Annotated in this window: 17 protein-coding genes; 6 read left to right on the top strand and 11 right to left on the bottom strand. The window is 70.2% G+C overall.

The window, feature by feature from the left end; all coding sequences use genetic code 11:
* Positions 1-19 precede the first annotated feature (19 nt).
* Together AC1DB1_RS17710 and AC1DB1_RS17705 are read left to right on the top strand one after the other, a co-directional pair.
* On the top strand, positions 20-451 hold the full coding sequence (locus AC1DB1_RS17710; RefSeq protein ID WP_477201748.1) for a hypothetical protein: 432 nt from the start codon (positions 20-22) through the stop codon (positions 449-451).
* Positions 448-1,791 carry an MFS transporter gene (locus AC1DB1_RS17705; RefSeq protein WP_477201816.1) on the top strand — a complete coding sequence of 448 codons (1,344 nt, stop codon included), beginning with the start codon at positions 448-450 and terminating at the stop codon, positions 1,789-1,791. Before AC1DB1_RS17710 ends, AC1DB1_RS17705 begins: the two co-directional genes overlap by 4 nt.
* 25 nt (positions 1,792-1,816) lie before the next feature.
* Here AC1DB1_RS17705 and AC1DB1_RS17700 read toward each other — a convergent pair whose 3' ends face one another.
* The 3 genes from AC1DB1_RS17700 to AC1DB1_RS17690 all read right to left on the bottom strand — a co-directional run bounded on the left by AC1DB1_RS17700 (position 1,817) and on the right by AC1DB1_RS17690 (position 4,294).
* Entirely contained in the window at positions 1,817-2,446 is a 630-nt protein-coding gene (locus tag AC1DB1_RS17700) for a putative glycolipid-binding domain-containing protein (protein ID WP_477201747.1), read from the bottom strand.
* Positions 2,447-2,463: 17 nt separating this feature from the next.
* Positions 2,464-2,976 (bottom strand): mycothiol transferase, encoded by a 513-nt coding sequence (locus AC1DB1_RS17695; protein ID WP_477201746.1) that lies wholly within the window; start codon positions 2,974-2,976, stop codon positions 2,464-2,466.
* Positions 2,977-3,118: 142 nt separating this feature from the next.
* The gene (locus AC1DB1_RS17690; protein WP_477201745.1) at positions 3,119-4,294 is read right to left on the bottom strand and encodes a citrate synthase; all 1,176 of its coding nucleotides are present in this window, start codon (positions 4,292-4,294) and stop codon (positions 3,119-3,121) included.
* A 61-nt stretch (positions 4,295-4,355) separates the two neighbouring features.
* On the opposite strand from AC1DB1_RS17690, the gene AC1DB1_RS17685 reads away from it, so the two are divergent.
* Positions 4,356-5,612 (top strand): citrate/2-methylcitrate synthase, encoded by a 1,257-nt coding sequence (locus tag AC1DB1_RS17685; protein ID WP_477201744.1) that lies wholly within the window; start codon positions 4,356-4,358, stop codon positions 5,610-5,612.
* A 10-nt stretch (positions 5,613-5,622) separates the two neighbouring features.
* Here AC1DB1_RS17685 and AC1DB1_RS17680 read toward each other — a convergent pair whose 3' ends face one another.
* From AC1DB1_RS17680 to AC1DB1_RS17665, 4 genes are read right to left on the bottom strand one after another with little or no spacing between them, the layout of a single operon-like run.
* Positions 5,623-6,114 (bottom strand): MarR family winged helix-turn-helix transcriptional regulator, encoded by a 492-nt coding sequence (locus AC1DB1_RS17680; RefSeq protein ID WP_477201743.1) that lies wholly within the window; start codon positions 6,112-6,114, stop codon positions 5,623-5,625.
* A gap of 29 nt (positions 6,115-6,143) precedes the next feature.
* Positions 6,144-6,803 (bottom strand): methionine ABC transporter permease, encoded by a 660-nt coding sequence (locus AC1DB1_RS17675; protein WP_477201742.1) that lies wholly within the window; start codon positions 6,801-6,803, stop codon positions 6,144-6,146.
* On the bottom strand, positions 6,800-7,822 hold the full coding sequence (locus AC1DB1_RS17670) for a methionine ABC transporter ATP-binding protein (protein WP_477201741.1): 1,023 nt from the start codon (positions 7,820-7,822) through the stop codon (positions 6,800-6,802). Before AC1DB1_RS17670 ends, AC1DB1_RS17675 begins: the two co-directional genes overlap by 4 nt.
* A gap of 5 nt (positions 7,823-7,827) precedes the next feature.
* Positions 7,828-8,775, bottom strand: a complete 948-nt coding sequence (locus AC1DB1_RS17665; protein WP_271176425.1) for a MetQ/NlpA family ABC transporter substrate-binding protein — start codon at positions 8,773-8,775, stop codon at positions 7,828-7,830.
* A 111-nt stretch (positions 8,776-8,886) separates the two neighbouring features.
* Here AC1DB1_RS17665 and AC1DB1_RS17660 point away from each other — a divergent pair, with 111 nt between their 5' ends.
* Genes AC1DB1_RS17660 through AC1DB1_RS17650 form a run of 3 tightly spaced genes read left to right on the top strand, consistent with a single transcriptional unit; the run spans position 8,887 to position 11,376 of the window.
* A complete protein-coding gene (locus AC1DB1_RS17660) occupies positions 8,887-9,219 on the top strand; it encodes a BatC protein (protein WP_271176426.1) in 333 nt (110 codons plus the stop codon).
* Complete coding sequence (locus AC1DB1_RS17655; protein WP_477201740.1) at positions 9,219-10,481, top strand: cupin domain-containing protein; 1,263 nt, start codon at positions 9,219-9,221, stop codon at positions 10,479-10,481. Before AC1DB1_RS17660 ends, AC1DB1_RS17655 begins: the two co-directional genes overlap by 1 nt.
* Entirely contained in the window at positions 10,474-11,376 is a 903-nt protein-coding gene (locus AC1DB1_RS17650; protein WP_477201739.1) for a sucrase ferredoxin, read from the top strand. The genes AC1DB1_RS17655 and AC1DB1_RS17650 overlap by 8 nt, the downstream gene beginning before the upstream one ends.
* Before the next feature lie 25 nt (positions 11,377-11,401).
* On the opposite strand, the gene AC1DB1_RS17645 is transcribed toward AC1DB1_RS17650, so the two are convergent.
* The 4 genes from AC1DB1_RS17645 to AC1DB1_RS17630 all read right to left on the bottom strand — a co-directional run bounded on the left by AC1DB1_RS17645 (position 11,402) and on the right by AC1DB1_RS17630 (position 16,890).
* Positions 11,402-12,352: an endonuclease/exonuclease/phosphatase family protein gene (locus AC1DB1_RS17645; protein ID WP_477201738.1), complete on the bottom strand. Its 951-nt coding sequence runs from the start codon at positions 12,350-12,352 to the stop codon at positions 11,402-11,404.
* A gap of 154 nt (positions 12,353-12,506) precedes the next feature.
* Positions 12,507-12,929 carry a VOC family protein gene (locus AC1DB1_RS17640; protein WP_271176430.1) on the bottom strand — a complete coding sequence of 141 codons (423 nt, stop codon included), beginning with the start codon at positions 12,927-12,929 and terminating at the stop codon, positions 12,507-12,509.
* Positions 12,930-12,938: 9 nt separating this feature from the next.
* On the bottom strand, positions 12,939-13,409 hold the full coding sequence (locus tag AC1DB1_RS17635; protein ID WP_477201737.1) for a helix-turn-helix transcriptional regulator: 471 nt from the start codon (positions 13,407-13,409) through the stop codon (positions 12,939-12,941).
* A gap of 37 nt (positions 13,410-13,446) precedes the next feature.
* Complete coding sequence (locus AC1DB1_RS17630) at positions 13,447-16,890, bottom strand: TM0106 family RecB-like putative nuclease (RefSeq protein ID WP_477201815.1); 3,444 nt, start codon at positions 16,888-16,890, stop codon at positions 13,447-13,449.
* Positions 16,891-16,946: the final 56 nt, after the last annotated feature.

The following is a 16,946-nucleotide window of genomic DNA, read 5'->3' as shown; positions in this document are numbered from 1 at the left end:
CGGCGCTAGGATTTCCTTCGTGAGCACAACACACGTACACGAGAGCACGACCGCCGACATCGACGACGAGCACGGCACGCTCGTCCGCAGCCTGAGCGCCGTTCTGCCCGGCCCCCTCGGCTCGATCATCGCCACGGTCGTCGTGCTGGTCTCGCTCGTGTTCCTGGTGATCAGCGTCGTCACGACCTGGACCGGCAATGCCGACGACTTCCTGCCGCTGTTCCAGGTGTTCGTGGCCGGCACGGTCGTCTCGCTCAACGCGCTCTACGCTCGCAAGACCTTCAGCTACGTGATCACGCTCATCGGCGCCATCCTGTGGCTCTGGGTCTCCGTCACGCCGTTCCTGCCGTTCTGGCAGGTCGTCCTCCAGTCCGTCACGGTGACGATCATGGCGGCCGGCCTCGTCTTCTCGCTCGCGGCCGTCGCGCAGAGCAAGAAGCCCCGCTTCTGACCCGCGAGCCCGTCACGAAGGAGCCTGACGATACGACGCTGACGCGTCGTCGTCATTTCGTCGACCTCTCCCCGCTGCGCGAGAGCCCGGCGTTCGCACGCCTCTGGTTCGGCGGCGCGATCTCCGGCATCGGCAGCCAGATGACCATCGTCGCTGTGGGGCTGCACATCTACGACCTCACGGGCTCGACCCTCGCGGTCGCGCTCGTCGCCCTGTTCGCCCTCGTGCCGATGATCGTCTTCGGGCTCTACGGCGGCGTGCTCGCCGACGCCTTCGACCGCCGGATCGTGGCCCTGGTCACGGCGATCGTCGCCTGGACGTCGACGGCCGGCATCGCCGTCTTCGCCTGGCTCGACGTGCAGGTCGTCTGGCCGCTCTACGTGCTGACCACGATCAACGCGGTCGCGTCCGTCGTCATCGGAGCCACCCGGCAGGCGATCACGCCGCGACTGCTCCCCACCCGGCTGCTCCCCGCGGCGAGCGCGCTCGGCGGCATCAGCATGGGCGTGATGGTCACCGTCGGCCCCGCGCTCGCAGGCCTGCTGGTCGCCACCGTCGGCATCAGCTGGACATACACGATCGACGTGGTCCTGTTCACCGCGGCCTTCCTCGGTATCTTCACGCTGCCGCGCATCGTGCCGGAGGGAGAGCGGCAGAGCGCCGGGCTGGAGTCGGTGCTCTTCGGACTCCGCTTCCTGAAGACGGCGCCGAATCTGCGCATGACGTTCGTGCTCGACATCATCGCGATGACCTTCGGACAGCCGCGCGCCCTGTTCCCCGCCGTCGGCGCGCTGCTGATCGGTGGCGGCCCCGTCACGGTCGGCATCCTCACCGCGGCCGGCGCGGTCGGCACGCTGCTCTCCAGCGTCTTCTCGGGACGCCTCGGCCACGTGCGTTGGCAGGGCCGCGCGGTCGGTCGAGCGATCATGGTCTACGGTGCGTGCATCCTGGGCTTCGGCATCGTGCTCGCCGTCGTCGCCTTCGGAGGCTTCACCGGCACCGGGCAGAACATCGCCGACGCCAATCTGCCGGCATTGATCGCCGCCGCGGTGCTGCTGGCGGGTTCCGGCGCGGCCGACAACGTCAGCTCGATCTTCCGGGTGACCATCCTGCAGGCCTCGGCGCCGGACGTGATGCGCGGTCGACTGCAGGGGATCTTCACGGTGGTCGTCACCGGCGGACCGCGCCTCGGCGACCTCTACATCGGAGTGCTCGCCCTGACCGGCGCGCTCTGGTTCCCTCCACTCCTCGGTGGGCTGATCATCATCGTGCTCGTGGCCACGATCGTTCGCGTTCAGGGATCGTTCCGCCGGTACGACGCCCTCGACCCGACTCCGTAATCGACCCGACACCGTAACGGCGGCGCTACGGACGGGTGCGGATGCGCCGGGCCAGCTGCGGGTAATCGATGACCAGGCCGTCGGCATCCACGGTGAGGTCTGCGGTGAAGTCGCGCGTCGCGCTCTGATACCGCACGACTCCGTGCCCAGCCGCGGGATCGTACGGGGCACCCGAGGAATAGACCTGATCGCTGCGCACGACCTCCAGCGATGGGAGCGCGACCCAGGCCATCACGAGGTGCCGCTCCTCGGTCGGGGCGGCGAGCAGACCGAGCCGCAGGATCGGCATCGTGTTCGTCACCGGGCACAGGGCCAGGTCGCAGTCGAGCGCCCCGGCGAGCGAGAGCGGATCCGCGATGCCGGGCTCGCCGAGCGGGGCACCCTGATGGACCGCGTGCCCACTCGTCCCGGTGTCGCTGGTCCAGCGGCCGTGGGCATCCCGCGCGAGCACGAGACGGCGCCTCCAGCCACGGCCGGACACCGCGACGTCGAGACGCGACGTCACCCACCCCTCGCCGGTCTCGAGCGACCAGTTCGTCACGTAGTCGGTCGTGCGGGAGACCCCGAGGGCGTCGAGCCGGTCGGCCGCCAGGGTGACGGTGGCCGCCTCCAGCCGCTCCGGATCGTCGTCGCCGATCCACTCGACGTGTCGCACGGAGCCGCGCATCCCGTTCATCGCCTCTCGAGCACCCCGCGCGCGAAAGCGGCCTGCCCGGCGTGCTGCAGGTCGTCGGAGATCACGCTCACCAGGCGGACGCCCAGGGTGACGGGCGGGTCCCAGGCCTCGTCGACGACGCGGCCGAGGTCGCGGTCGGTCACGGTGCGCAGATAGGCGACGGTGCGGTGGTGCACGTCGTCGTGATAGCCGAGCAGCTCCACGGCACCGACGCCCTCGAGCGCGCCGACCTCGTCGGGCGTGTGGCCGTAGCCGGTGTCGTAGCGGTCGAACGGCAGCCCGAAGCGGTCGGACCAGCCGTCGTCGATCCACGCCTGGGTCTGGCCCGCGACGTCGGAGACGTGGTCGTCCTGGATCCGCGTCAGGTGCCACACCAGCCACGCGATCGAGTTGCTGCCGGGGTCGATCCGCTCGCCGAGCAGGGCGGGCTCGAGGCCGCCCACCGTACTGCGCACCACCTGCGCGATGCGGTCGAAGGCGTCGATGAGCAGGTCGGTGGATGCGGTCACGCTGTCCTCCAGGGTCTCGGGTTGCCGTCTCCTACGCAGGGTACGCTCACATCCCTGACAGACCTGAGCGGAGTCGTCGTCGGACCCGCAGCCCTCACCACGGCCGCCGCGGGCGGCGTCCAGTCCCGAGCGCGCGACGCCCCTAGCGCGCGACCGCGGATGCCGGCAGTGCCACCGGCGCAGCAGGCCCCACATAGCGCGACGACGGCCGCACAATCTTGCCGTCCGCCGCCTGCTCGAGGACGTGCGCCGTCCAGCCGACGACGCGCGCAGCGGCGAAGGTCGGAGTGAACATCGCACGCGGAATCCCGCACAGCTCCATCACCACGGCCGCAAAGAACTCGACGTTGGTGTGCAGCTCGCGCCCCGGCTTCATCCGCTCCAGCAGCTCCTGCACCCGGCGCTCCACAGCGACCGCGAACGCCACCCTGTCACCTCCGATGCCCTCGGCGATCCCGCGGAGCATCCGTGAACGCGGATCCTCGGTTCGGTAGACGGCATGACCGAAGCCCATGATGCGACCCCCGGAGTCGATCGTGCGGGTGACCCACTCGTCGATCCGGTCCACCGTGCCGATCTCGTCGAGCGTGTCGAGGGCACGGCTCGGGGCGCCTCCGTGGAGCGGACCTCCGAGGGCACCGAGGGCGCCGCCGACCGCAGCGGCGAGGTCGGCGCCGGTGGAGGCGATGACGCGCGCCGCGAAGGTCGAGGCGTTGAATCCGTGATCGATCGCGGCGGTCATGTAGGCGCTCAGAGCATGCTCGTGCCGCGCATCCGGTACCCGGCCGGTGACCATGCGGAGGTAGTCGGCGACGTAGCCCAGATCGTCGCGCGGTGCGAGCGGCTCCCTGCCCTCGGCCAGGGCGTGCAGCGACGCGAGCAGCACCGGCGTGATCGCGCTCACCCGGATCGCGTCGACGATGCGCTCATCTCCGCTCTCGTCGTAGAGCGGCCGGATGCGGTCGTGCGCGGCGACCGCGGCCAGCGCCATCCGGAGCCCCGCCAGCGGGTCGCGGTCGCCGGTGAGGCCGGCGATGGCGGGAAGCAGCTCGGCGACCCCGGGTGGCACCGACCGTGCCTGCGCGATCCGCGATCGGAAGGCCGCCAGCTGCTCCGCGTCGGGCAGCGAGCCGACGAGCAGCAGGTGCCAGGCCTCCTCGAACGTGCGGGTGCTCGCCAGGTCGATCGCCGAATACTGCCGGTAGTGGTAGAAGCCCTCGTGCCCGCGCACGTCGCCCAGGGTCGTCTCGGCGGCGACCACGTTGGTCAGGCCGCGGGGCACATCGATGAGGGTGTCGTCCATCCGGTCCGTCTGCATGGTATTAGTGTGAGCATGGACGCACGCAGCGTCAATGTTGATTCGATCAACCTGGAGCACGATGACCGATGAGCTCCCCCGCCTCACCGCGGCGCAGACCGCCGAGCGGCTGGGCGTCAAGCTCGAGACCCTCTACGCGTACGTCGCGCGCGGTCGTTTGGCGCGTCACAAGACCGCACGCGGCTCGGAGTTCGACGCGCTGGAGGTCGAACGGTTCGCGGCGTCCAGGCGGCAGCGCTCCGCCGCCGCCCCGGCCGAGCTGCGCGGTCATTCGGACGGCCGCCCGCTGATGGTGATCGACACCGGCTTCGCGTTCATCGCGGACGGCGAGCTGTACTATCGCGGCCGCGAAGCGACCGCCCTGGCCGCCTCTGCGTCGTTCGAGACGGTCGCCCACTGGGCGCTCACCGGCGTGTGGGATGCGGGGGCGGAATTCGTCGTCGACGGTGTCGCGGTCGACGCCGCGCGCCGGGTCGCCGACGGGCTGCCGCCGGCCGGCACCGACCGCGATCGTCAGCAGGTGGCCGTGACGGCCTTCGCGGCGCTCGATCCGCTCCGGTACTCGCTGGACCCCGCGTCGGTCGTGCCTGCCGCCGAAGCGCTGGTGGCCGGTATGGCCGAAGTGCTCCGCACGCGTGCTCCCGCAGCTGCGACGGGCGTGGACCGGCAGGAGCCCCGCACGCGAACCGCCTCGATCGCCGAACGCCTGTGGCTGCGGCTCAGCGACCGGCCGCCGGCACCGTCGGACCTGCGCCTGCTGAACGCCGCGCTCGTGCTGCTGATCGACCACGACATCGCCGTCTCGACGCTGGCCGCCCGGGCCGCAGCCTCGGCGAGGGCGAACCCGTACGCGGTGGTCACCGCGGGGCTCGGCGCGCTCGACTCGCCTCTGCACGGCAACGCCAGTCGCGCGGCCTACCGGATGCTCGAGCGCGTCGTCTCGGGCGAGCATCCCGAACGCGTCATCGCGGACACGATGGTCGCCGGCCGCGGGCCGGTCCCCGGCTTCGGCCAGCCGCTCTACCGCGGAATCGACCCGCGGGCACGCCTGCTGCTCGGGATGCTCGGCGACGATCCGGCGGCGTCGTCCGTCGCCGAGGCGGTCGAACGCCTCGCGGCACCGATCGTCGCTCGCACCGGCGCGCATCCGAATGTCGATCTCGCTCTCGCAGGGCTGGCCCTCGCCTCCGGGATGCCCGACGACGCCGGCGAGGTGATCTTCGCCACGGCGCGCGCGGTCGGCTGGATCGTGCACGCCCTCGACGAGTACGCGCAGACTCCCCTGCGTTTGCGGCCGGTCGGACGCTACCGCGGCTGAACGGCGTCCGTCATCCCTCGGCGAGCGCCGCCGTCTCGACCAGTCCCGCGGCCGACGCGCGCTGCAGGAAGTCCGCGAGGGTGGCGAGCTGCTCCTCCGAATAGTCGTCGAAGAGATCGTCCATCGCGGCGTTCATGCCGCCGTAGAGCGTGAAGAGCTCCCTGGCACGATCCGGAAGCGCGCGCACCAGCACGGCACGCCGGTCCGCACCCTCGCGTTCGCGCACGACCCAGTTGTTCTTCTCCAGGCGGTCGAGGATGCCGGTGACCGTCGCAGGGTGCACACCGGCCCTGTGCGCGAGTTCGCTGGGGCTCAGGGGGCCGTGCAAGGCGATGACGTCGAGGCAGTCGAGGTCGACCGGGCGCAGGTCGACGCGGGAGCCCACCTGGTTGTTGAGCAGCGCCACCTGGTTGTTGAGCTCCCGCAGCGCGCGTTTGATGTCCGCACCGGCGCGTCGCCGGCGGCGCTGCTCTGCGGTGTCGTCATTCGATACGGAAGTCATATGATGCCCTTTCCGTATTGTACGGCGGGTCAGCGGCGCAGCGCCTTGCGCGCCAGCCAGTTCCCGAGGAACTGCGCGGCCTGTACGAGCACCACGATCGTGATCACGGCGACCCACGTCACCGTCCAGTCGTACCGCTGGTAGCCGTAGGCGATCGAGAAGTAGCCCAGTCCCCCGCCGCCGAGACCGCCGGCGACCGCCGACAGGTCGACGATGGCGACGAACACGAAGGTGTAGCCCAGGATGAGCGGCCCGAGCGCCTCCGGGATGAGCAGGGTCATGATGATGCGCAGCGGGCTCGCGCCCATCGCGCGGGGCGCCTCGATGACACCGGGATCGATGGTCACGAGGTTCTGCTCGACGATGCGCGAGATGCCGAAGGTCGCGGCGATCGTCATCGGGAAGATCGCGGCAGCCGTACCGATGAAGGTGCCGAACAGACTCAGCGTGAGGGGCGCGACCACCGTCATGAAGATGATGAACGGGATCGGGCGGATGAAGTTCACCAGCACATTGAGCACCGCCGCGAGCGGGCGGTTCTCCAGAATGCCGCCGCGACGCGTGGTGTAGAGCAGCACGCCGAGCGCCAGACCGAGGATGCCGCCGAGCACGAGGGTCGCGCTGACCATCCAGAGCGTCTGCCCGATGGACTCCAGGTAGACGGGCAACAGCTGCGACCAGTCGCTCATGCCGCCACCTCCTCGACCTCGGTGACCGCGCGGAGGTCGGCGATCAGCGCGTCCACGCCGGCGTCCTCGCCGATGAGCTCGAGGGTGAGGCTGCCGAAGGAGCGGCCCTGCAGCGCGCTGATGCCGCCGAAAACGATCTCGAATCGGACGTTGTGCCGGCCGACCGCATCCGAGAGCACCGCTCCCAGTCGCCCGTCGTCGTGGATGCGCGCGGACACGATGCGTCCGGAGTGTTTGCCGCGCAGCCGCTCCAGATCGTCGGCCTCGGGCTGGTTGCGCAGCACGGTTCCGACGAACCGCTGCGCCGTGACGGTCTGAGGGTCGCTGAACAGCTCGAAGACGCTGCCGCTCTCGATCACGCGACCGGCGTCGAGCACGGCGACGCGATCGGCGATGGAGCGCACGACCTCCATCTCGTGCGTGATCACCATGATGGTGACGCCCAGCTCGCGGTTGACCCGCTTGAGGAGGGCGAGCACGTCGGCCGTCGTCTCGGGGTCGAGCGCGCTCGTCGACTCGTCGGCGAGCAGAATGGCCGGATTCGTGGCCAGTGCGCGCGCGATTCCGACGCGCTGCTTCTGACCGCCGGACAGCTGGTCGGGGTAGACCCACGCCTTCTCTGTCAGACCGACGAACGCGAGCAGCTCGGCCACCCGCTCCTTCCGCTTCTCCTTCGGCCAGCCGGCCACCTTGAGCGGGTACGCGATGTTGCCGAACACCGTGCGCGAGCGGAACAGGTTGAACTGCTGGAAGATCATGCCGATGCCGGCGCGGACACCCCGCAGCTTCGGTTCGGGAAGCTGCGTGATGTCCACGCCGTCGATGAGGATCGCACCGCTCGTCACCTTCTCGAGCGCGTTGACCAGCCGCACGAGCGTGCTCTTGCCCGCGCCCGAGTATCCGATGATCCCGAAGATCTCGCCGCGTTCGATCGACAGGCTCACGCCGTCGATCGCGGTGATCGTCGCGTCGCCGGAGCGGAAGGACTTCGTGACCTCGCGGAACTCGATGAGAGGCATCGGTACTAGTTCGCCGCCTTCACGGTCTTCTTCAGCTCGTCGAGGATCGAGATCAGTTCGGACTGCGGGCGCTGCACGATGACCGCGGTGTTCTTGGACTCGGCGAGCACCGCATCCTGCACCGGCTTGGTGTGGTAGAGCTCGGTGATCTTCTTGTAGGTGGCGTTGTCCTTGTCCGCGCTGCGGGCCACGAACGCGTTGATGTACGGCTCGGCGGCGGACTTCTTCGGGTCGTCCTGGAAGATCGCGGACTTGGGGTCGAGGCCGGCGGTGAGCGCGAAGTTGTTGTTCACGATCGCGCCGTCGGCGGAGTTGAGCGCGGGAGCGGTCTGCGCGGCGTCCACGGGGAGCACGGTCACCTTCGACGCCGACGCGTCGATGTCGGCCGGAGTCGAGAGGACGGTGCCGCCGTTCTTGAGCTTCAGCAGACCGGCCTCCTGAAGAACGAGGAGAGCGCGCGCCTGGTTGGTCGCGTCATTGGGGATCGCGATCTTCGCGCCCGTGGGGATGTCGGCGACGGCCTTGTACTTGTCGGAGTAGAGGGGCAGCGGGACAACGATGGTCGAGGCGATCGGCACCAGATCGGCGTTGTCGGACACGTCGTAGTTCGCCAGGAACAGGAGGTGCTGGAACAGATTCAGGTCGATCTGCTTGCTCTTCAGCGCCGGATTCGCCTGGGTGTAGTCGCTGAACCCGACGACCTGGATGTCGATGTTCTCCTTGGCGGCCGCCTTCTTCAGCACGGTCCAGTACGGCGCCGCCTGCTCGGTGGTGCCGATCTTGACGGTGACGCGCTTGGCCTCGGCCGACGAACCGGGGGACGCCAGGTTGACGACGATGAGCACGACCGCGACGATGACCGCGATGGCGGCGATGCCGATCCCGACGATCCAGCCCGTTCTCGATTTCGGCTTCTCCGGAAGGGAGGGGGTGGGAGGGGTGGAATCGGACATGGCTGTGCCTCTCTTGTGAAGGGGTGTGAGGGTACCGGCGCACGGTTGACGGCTCCTCGAGCCTCCCCGATCGCGGCGGGAGTCTCAAAACGTGTTCCGAAATGTGACGGCATGAGCACATCGACGCACGTGCGCCCCGCGCGTAGTGTGAGCGTCGACGGCGACCGCCGCCGAACCGCGAAGTGGAGGCTGTACATGAGCTCGATCAACGACGACGACATCACCACCGATCCGGCGTCCGGCGGCGAAGGACCCGCCGACGGCGGAGCCAACCCGAACGGGCACGACGGCGGAGCCGACGGTGGGGCCGGAGAGGGCACGGCCGACGGCGGAGCCAACCCGGGCGGACACGACGGCGGAGCCGACGGATCGGCCGGCGAAGGTCCGGCCGACGGCGGAGCGAACGCCGGTGGCCACGACGGCGGCGCCGACGGATCCGCTTGATGACGGATGACGAGCGCGGACCGGGCGACCGGTCCGCGCTTTCGCGCTGCATCGCCGTCGATCGGGACGCGTTCGCGTCCGACTACTGGTCACGGCGCCCGCTCCTCACCACGGCAGCGGAATCCGATCACGACTTCTCGGATCTCTTCAGCCGCGACGATGTCGACGAACTGATCTCCTCGCGCGCTCTGCGCACACCGTTCATCCGGATGGCGAAGGAGGGGACCGTGCTCCCGCCCGCGCGCTACACGGCGTCCGGCGGTTTCGGCGCGGAGATCGGCGACCAGGTGAGCTCGGAGAAGGTGCTGGCCGAGTTCGCGGACGGCGCCACCCTGGTGCTCCAGGGGCTGCACCGCACCTGGCCGCCCATCGCGGAGTTCACGCGCAGGCTGTCCGCCGAACTCGGGCATCCATGCCAGGTGAACGCGTACATCACGCCGGCCTCCTCGCGCGGATTCGATCCGCACTACGACGTGCACGATGTGTTCGTGCTGCAGATCTCGGGCGAGAAGCACTGGGTGATCCACGAGCCCGTCCACCCCGATCCGCTGCGCGACCAGCCGTGGAGCGATCACCGCGAGGCGGTGGCCACGCGTGCTGCGGGGACGCCGGCGATCGACGCCACGTTCCGTCCCGGCGACGCGCTGTACCTGCCGCGCGGCTGGATCCACTCGGCCACCGCTCTCGGCGGGATCTCCATCCACCTGACGATCGGGGTCGCGGCCTACACCCGTCACGAGATCGTGCAGGAGGCGATCGCCCGGGCTGCCGATGCGGCGGCTCTGCGCGCATCGCTTCCGCTCGGCTTCGACCCGGCCGACACCGACGCCCTGCGACCGATCGTCGAGGAAACGATCGCCGACCTGATCGCCGCACTGGAAGCCGGCGCACCGGCGGCGACCAGTGCCGTCTCACGGAGCCTGTCGGAGCGGTGGGCGAAGGACACCCCTGCTGCGCCCGTGCGACCGCTCGCCACCACGGAGTTGATCGCTGCGCTCGACGGCACCGATCCGGCGGACACCGTGGTGACGGTGCGACCGGGGTCGCATCCGCGGGTCGCCACGACCGAGGGCACGGTGGCGATCCGCCTGCCGCAGAAGACGGTGACGCTGCCCGCCGAGGCGTCCGCCGCCGTCCGGCGCCTGCTCAGCGGCGAGCCGGTGTCGGCACAGGACCTCCCCGGGCTCGACGCCGGATCCGCCCTAGTCGTCGTGCGTCGGCTGCTGCGCGAAGGCATCGTGGTGCCGGCCGCCCGTGACTGAGCCCGGATGGCTGCCCTGCAGCGACCGTTCGCTCGAGCGCGGCGATCCGCTGCCGGGCACGGCCGGGTTCGGCGAGCGCTGGCTGCTCGTCGAGGTCGAGAGCGCGTGGGGAGCTCACGCGTTCTTCGCGTCCGCGCTCGACACGTCGGTGAGCAGGGCGCTCGTCACGCGGGCGGAGGCGGCGGGCATCCGGCCTCTGGCGATCCGGCGCACCCGGCTGCGCGCAGAGGAGCGCCGGTCGCAGTCCTCCTGGCGCTGGGCCCTCGTCGACTGCCGGCCGGGGCGGGCGGGCATCCGGTGGGGCCGGGTCGACCGGGTGGAGGAGCTGCTCGAGATTCCACTCGACGGCTCGGCCGGCGAACCGTCCGACCGCCCGATCTACGCGGTCTGCACCCATGCACGCCATGACCAGTGCTGCGCGGTGCGGGGGCGCCCGGTCGTCGAGGCGCTGGCGGCCGCGCATCCCGACGAGACTTGGGAGTGCTCGCATCTCGGCGGCGACCGGTTCGCGGCGACCATGATCGTCTTCCCGCACGGGCTCCTGTACGGGCGCGTTCCGGCGGCCGAGGCCGAGGCCGTCGTCGCTGCGTACGCCGACGGACGCGTCGCGCGCGAGTATCTGCGCGGCCGCACCGCCCTCAGCACGGTCGCCCAGGCCGCCGAGGAGTTCGCCCGCGAGCACACGGGGGACGACGCCATCGAGGCCTTCCGGGTGGTGTCCGAGCACGCCCATCCGCACGGCTGGACGGTCGAGCTCGATCACGGTGGCGAGCGGCTCGTGGTCGAGGTGGGTGAGACGCTCTCCGAGCCGCTGCTCAGCACGTGCGGCGCGACGATCCCCCGCCGGGTGCGCGAGTTCGAGCTGCGCTCCCTCGAGGAGGCCGCGGCCTCCTGAGCGACGCGACGACGCGACGTCGGGATCAGAGATCGAGCTGCGACACCACCATGGCGTGGTCGGAGATGGGCGCGTCCTTGCGGGCCGTCGCCCGGTCGTCGATCGACGGCAGTGCCACGGCGCCGGTGATCGTCGTCACGCTCTGGATGCTCGAGCGGAGGGCCCTCGAGACGAATTGATGGTCGATCAGTTCGCGGTTCCCTCGATAGATGCGGCTGAAGCGACGGTCGGGCGGGATCAACGGAGCGAGGTTGAGCAGGCGCCAGCCGTCGCCGGCGTCCGGCTGGTCCTCGCCGCCCGTCCCGATCTCGCTCCCGGGAGGGCCGTTCACGATCTGCGTGGTCGCAGCGTCGACCCCGTCGTTGAAGTCCCCCATCACCATCAGCCGCTGCGTCGTCCCGTGGCCATCGAGCAGATCGTTGGCGAAGTAGCGCACGGCTGCTGCCTCCGCTGCACGACGCAGCAGCGCGTACGCGGCGTAGCGGGCGCGCTCCCCCTCGTCGTGCGGCTGGAACCGTCCGCCGGGAAAACTGAGCAGCTTGGACTTGAGGTGCACGCTGACCAGGTCGAGGTCGTTCCCGTTCACGGAGACCCGCACCCGGAGCGCGCCGCGGCCCATCCGGGTGAGCGCCGCTCCCGCATCGTCGGTCGGAACGCCTTGCAGTTGGAGCGGGATGTCGGCGTATTCGCTCGTCGCCGTCACCGGGACGCGTGTGGCGAACCCGACCCGGATGGCGTGCGACGGTTCGAAGAAGGTCGAGAGCTGCCCGGTCCACCCGGCGCCGAGCGCGGCGAGGAGGGCGTCGAACGCCCCGAGGTCCCCGACCTCCTGCAGGGCGACGACGTCGACGCCGGCGCTCGTGATCGTGGAGGCGAGCAGCGCGACCTTGCGGTCGAAGATCGCCTGCGTCGCCGGACCGAATTCGGTGCCCGGGGAGAAGAAGTTCTCGATGTTCCAGGTCGCGACGGTGACCATCGCACACCTCCTGACGAAAGAACTGCGCCGGCTGTCTGCCGGTGCCTCCCAGTGTGCTCGGCGTCACCCTCGGCCTGCATCCGTGTCGGCACGTAGTTCACCGATCGTTCACCGGAACGCGCGTGGCCCCACCACTACCGTGCGGGAACCCGTGTCACGCGTCCTGAGGCTGCGGCTGCGACTGAAGGAAGCGGACCATGTTGCCGCTCGGGTCGCGGAACGCGCAGTCCCTCGGCCCCCACGGCTGGTCGATCGGCTCCTGGAGCACCTCGGCGCCGGATGCGCGCACCTGTTCGAACGTGGCATCCACGTCTTCTGTCTTGAACACGATCGGCGAGAGCACGCCCTTGACGAGCAGCTCCTGCAGGCTGTCGCCGTCGGCTTGCGACCGTCCCGCGTGCGGGTCGGAGAGCACGATCTCGGTGCCCGGGTGCGACGTCGAACCGAGCGTGATCCAGCGGTGGCCGCCCGACTCGACGTCCTGCACGACGTCGAGTCCGAGTGCGTCGCGGTAGAACGCGAGCGATTCCTGCGGGTCGTTGACGGTGATGTTGGAGTACTGAAGTGAGATGGTCATGACACCACCCTACGAATGGGCGGCGACGGCGACTTCTTCGAAACTGCTCGATGTGCGTTCGCGTGCGGCGGCGTCCGCTGGCCTGTCCTTACGCGGGCGGGTGCGCTGCTTCGCCTCGCACGACGGCATGGCCAGCACCGCGGCGTGCTCCCGTGCGCGATAGGCGCTCGGCGTCTCGCCGTTGAGCTCGGTGAAGCGCGAGCTGAACGATCCGAGCGAGGTACAGCCGACGGCCATGCACGCGTCGGTCACACTCATCCCGCCGCGCAGCAACGCCATGGCCCGTTCGACGCGCCTGGTCATCAGGTAGCTGTACGGCGTCTCCCCGTAGGCGGCGCGGAACTGGCGCGAGAAGTGGGCCGGTGACATCAGGGCGTGGCTCGCGATCGTCGGGACGTCGAGCGGGCTCGCGTAGTCCCGATCGATGAGGTCGCGGGCTCGGCGCAGGTGCACGAGCGTCTCCAGCTCTTCCGGTGACACGCCATGAGCGTAACACCAGGCCGTCGGCGCGCGCCGGTCACTCGGTCTCGATCAGCCGGATGAAGGCGCTCAGCTCGGCCACCGCAGCCGGTGTGATCGGAAGGTACTCCGTGAGCTCGGGCGAATGCACCAGGAACGCCGCCCATTTGGCGCGCGAGATCGCGACGTTCAGACGGTTCTTCATGATCAGGAACGGCATGCCGCGAGGCACGTCGGCCGCCGACGAGGCCGCGAGGCTCACGATGGCGATCGCCGCCTCCTGACCCTGGAATTTGTCGACCGTCCCCACGCGCACCCCCGTGAGGCCCGCCTCGTCGAGCGCCGCCCGAACCAGGGCGAGCTGGGCGTTGTACGGCGTGACGACGATCAGGTCGCCCTCGGTGAGCGGATCGTCCGTACGACCCGTGCTCGGATCGGTCCAGAGCGCACCGAGCGTGTCCTGCACCAGGGCGACCACGACAGCCGCCTCTTCGGGCGATTCCGTCGCGTTGCCGGTGTGCGTCACCGGAACCGGATGCAGCCCCGGCTCGATACCGGCGAGCGAGCGCAGCGACGACTCGGGATGCGCGCGGAGCTTGCCCTCGTACGAGAGCTCGGAGACCGGTGCAGCGAGCGCCGGATGCATCCGCCTGCTCTCGGCCAGGAAGTAGCCCAGCTCCGGCGGGAGCACGTCGTGGCCCTCGCTCACCCAGCCGAGGGCCGACTCGTCGATCGGTTCCGGATGCGTGCCCTGGCTCACCTGCGGAAGCTGCTGCGGGTCGCCGAGCAGCAGGAGGTTGCGCGCGGAGACCCCGGCCGCAATGGTCGCGGCGAGCGAGAACTGACCCGCCTCGTCGACGACGAGCAGGTCGAGGCCGCGGCGCGGGATGCGGGCTGCATTCGAGAAGTCCCACGCCGTTCCGCCCACGACGTATCCCGTCTGGGCGTGGTCGAGCGCGAAGAGCAGCTGGCCGTCTTTCTCGAGCGGCGTGAACAGGTGGCCACCCTCGTCGCCGCCCGACTTGGGAACCTTGCCGACCAGCGCGGCGTCGAGCCCGGCGCCGACGACGGCGTCGAGCAGGTGCTCGACCACCGTGTGCGATTGGGCCACCACGCCGATCTTCCAGCCGTGGTCGCGCACGAGCGCCATGATGACGCGGGCGCCGAGGTAGGTCTTGCCGGTGCCGGGCGGGCCCTGTACCGCCAGGTATGAGCCGTCGAGATCGAGCACGCCGGCCACGACGGCGGCGATGGGTTCGCCGGTGTCGGGTGCGAGCGCGCCCGACCGCGTGCGCGGAGGGACGCGGCGCAGCACATCCGTCATCGGCTCGGCCGGCCAGCCCGGCTGGGCGGCGAGGAGCTCTTCCGCCCACGAGTCGATGGCCGCTTTCTGGCGGCCGACCGGCAACGGCTTCGGCGGTGCGAGTGCGCTCGGCAGCGTGGCGTAGTGCGCAGCCTCCGGCGGCAGCGTCTCCTCGACGAGCACGGATCCGTCGTCGTAGATCTCCGCGACACGGACGGTGCGAGCGGACCGCGCCCCCGGCTCGCTCGAGCCGGAGGGGAACGGCCCCGGGTACTCGTAGAGCAGGAACGGACCCGCCTGATCACCGGGCCGGATCGAGCTGCCCGGTGCGAGACGGCCGCGGAGCAGGAGCTCCCGCCGGTCGGTGCGCTGCGCGGCTTCGCGGTACCAGTCGCGCACGACACGGGACTCCTCGATCACGAGCACGTCCCTCGTGTCCTCCCACTCCTCGATGGGCTGCACGAGTCGAGCGAAGTGCGCCTGCCAGAAGCTCTTCTGCTCCCGCCGGTGGTAGTCGATCGCGGCGGCGGCGAAGGCGGCCGCCGTCTCGTCGGCGGTGCGCTCGGGGTCGAGCGGGTCGCCGGCGAGTGCGAGCAGCGCGTCGCGCAGCGTCGATGGCTCGAGTTCGACGGCGGTGTCGTCCGGTGGATTCTCGCCGATGCGGATGCCGCTCTCCCGTGCTCGGGCCAGCAGCCAGTCGCGGAGGCGGAGCGTTGAGACGCAGTCGTACCGGTTGTAGTCCCCGATCGCGTCGAGCATCCGTTGCGCCTCCGCCTCATGGCCGAGCTGGAGGAGATCACGTGCGTTCGCGTACTCCGTGATCGAGTCGGCCGCGTTGGTCACATCGCTCTCGCGGAGTTCGGTCCCCATGTAGAGCGGTTCGAGATTCTTGATCGAGTACGACCGCGATCCGACCCGCAGCGCCTTGCGCACCAGCGGATACAGGTCGACGAGGACATTGTCGCGCAGCAGCTGGTCCACATCCTCTTCGCCGACGCCGTGCCGGGCCGCGATGGAGAGCAGGTGCGTGCGCTCGTACGACGCGTAGTGATAGATGTGCATGCGCGGATACCTGCGCCTGCGCTCCTTCACGAACGCCAGGAACGCTTCGAGCGCCATCCGCTCGGCCGCGAAGTCGTGCGCCCAGAATGCGGTGAACTCCGCCCGGTCGTCGACGAGCCCGAAGAGGTAGTCGAGGTTCCAGCGCGTGCCGTCGCCCTCGGTGTAGAGCGGATCGCCTTCGAAGTCGAAGAAGATGTCGCCGTCGTCTGGCTCCGGCAGCACGGCGAGCGCCGGCGCGTTGTAGACGGTCACGGGCGGCGGCGAGCCCTCGACGGCGTCCAGCTGAAGCCGCGCCTGCTGACGCAGCCCCGCGAGCGTGTTCTCGGCGATCCCCGCCACCGCGCCGCTCGACTCGGCGAGCGCCTCGATGGTCCGGATGCCCGCCTCGAACAGGTGCGCCCGCTGCGTCACCCGCACGCCCGCCACGAGCAGCACATCCCGCGACGCCTGGATCTCGGCGTCGCAGGCGTCGCAGCGCCCGCACACTGTGAAGCGCGGATCCCCCCACTGCACGGGGCCCTCGGCGGCGAGATGGGACTCGATGATCGACAGAAGGCGGGCCCGCCGTTTGCGGTACACCGGCACGATGTCGTGCAGGCGGTGCTCGCTCACCGAACCGTCGCCGAGCAGCAGCTCGACCGTCTCATCGGTGGCGATGCCGAGCCGCTCGAGCTGTTGGGCATAGGCGGCCAGCTGCAGCAGGGCCGTCACGCGCGCGCTTCGGGCGAGCTTGGAGTCCTGCACCCGGTAGCGTCCGTCGGGGAGGCGCACGATGAAGTCGGCGAAGCCCACGAAGGCGCCGTCGAAGAAGGTGGCCTGGAACACCACGTCGGGCGCGTCCGCGAACGCCGAGCGCGTCTCCTCCACCGCCGCCGCGAGTGTGTCGGCCGTCAGGGACTCCGGCCGCTCGATCTCGGCCACGCCGGCTCCGAAACGATCGCGGTAGCGCTCGAGGATGCGGTGCTCGTGCTCGTCGCCGAGGCGCGACGAGCGCACGTACATCGGGTCCTCGATCTCCTCGGCGGCCTCGATGCGGCCGAGCTTGACGTCGAGCGTGCGCAGGAACGCGAACTCGCACTTGGAGGCCGCGGTCAGGTCGCTCGCGCTGGTGACCACCACGCCGTCGAGCAGGAACATGCCCATCCCTTCCACCGGCCGGCCGGGCGGGTCGATGCCGCCCGAGGTTGGCCTTC

This window comes from Leifsonia sp. 10N434 (assembly GCF_056394405.1).
This window is presented reverse-complemented; position numbering and strand designations above follow the sequence as displayed.

Excerpts from the sequence above, each read along its gene's own strand:
- AC1DB1_RS17690 (WP_477201745.1), bottom strand. The coding sequence starts at position 4,294 with ATGCAGACGGACCGGATGGACGACACCCTCATCGATGTGCCCCGCGGC.
- AC1DB1_RS17685 (WP_477201744.1), top strand. The coding sequence starts at position 4,356 with ATGACCGATGAGCTCCCCCGCCTCACCGCGGCGCAGACCGCCGAGCGG.
- AC1DB1_RS17680 (WP_477201743.1), bottom strand. The coding sequence starts at position 6,114 with ATGACTTCCGTATCGAATGACGACACCGCAGAGCAGCGCCGCCGGCGA.
- AC1DB1_RS17675 (WP_477201742.1), bottom strand. The coding sequence starts at position 6,803 with ATGAGCGACTGGTCGCAGCTGTTGCCCGTCTACCTGGAGTCCATCGGG.
- AC1DB1_RS17670 (WP_477201741.1), bottom strand. The coding sequence starts at position 7,822 with ATGCCTCTCATCGAGTTCCGCGAGGTCACGAAGTCCTTCCGCTCCGGC.
- AC1DB1_RS17665 (WP_271176425.1), bottom strand. The coding sequence starts at position 8,775 with ATGTCCGATTCCACCCCTCCCACCCCCTCCCTTCCGGAGAAGCCGAAA.
- AC1DB1_RS17660 (WP_271176426.1), top strand. The coding sequence starts at position 8,887 with ATGAGCACATCGACGCACGTGCGCCCCGCGCGTAGTGTGAGCGTCGAC.
- AC1DB1_RS17655 (WP_477201740.1), top strand. The coding sequence starts at position 9,219 with ATGACGGATGACGAGCGCGGACCGGGCGACCGGTCCGCGCTTTCGCGC.
- AC1DB1_RS17645 (WP_477201738.1), bottom strand. The coding sequence starts at position 12,352 with ATGGTCACCGTCGCGACCTGGAACATCGAGAACTTCTTCTCCCCGGGC.
- AC1DB1_RS17640 (WP_271176430.1), bottom strand. The coding sequence starts at position 12,929 with ATGACCATCTCACTTCAGTACTCCAACATCACCGTCAACGACCCGCAG.
- AC1DB1_RS17630 (WP_477201815.1), bottom strand. The coding sequence starts at position 16,890 with ATGTTCCTGCTCGACGGCGTGGTGGTCACCAGCGCGAGCGACCTGACC.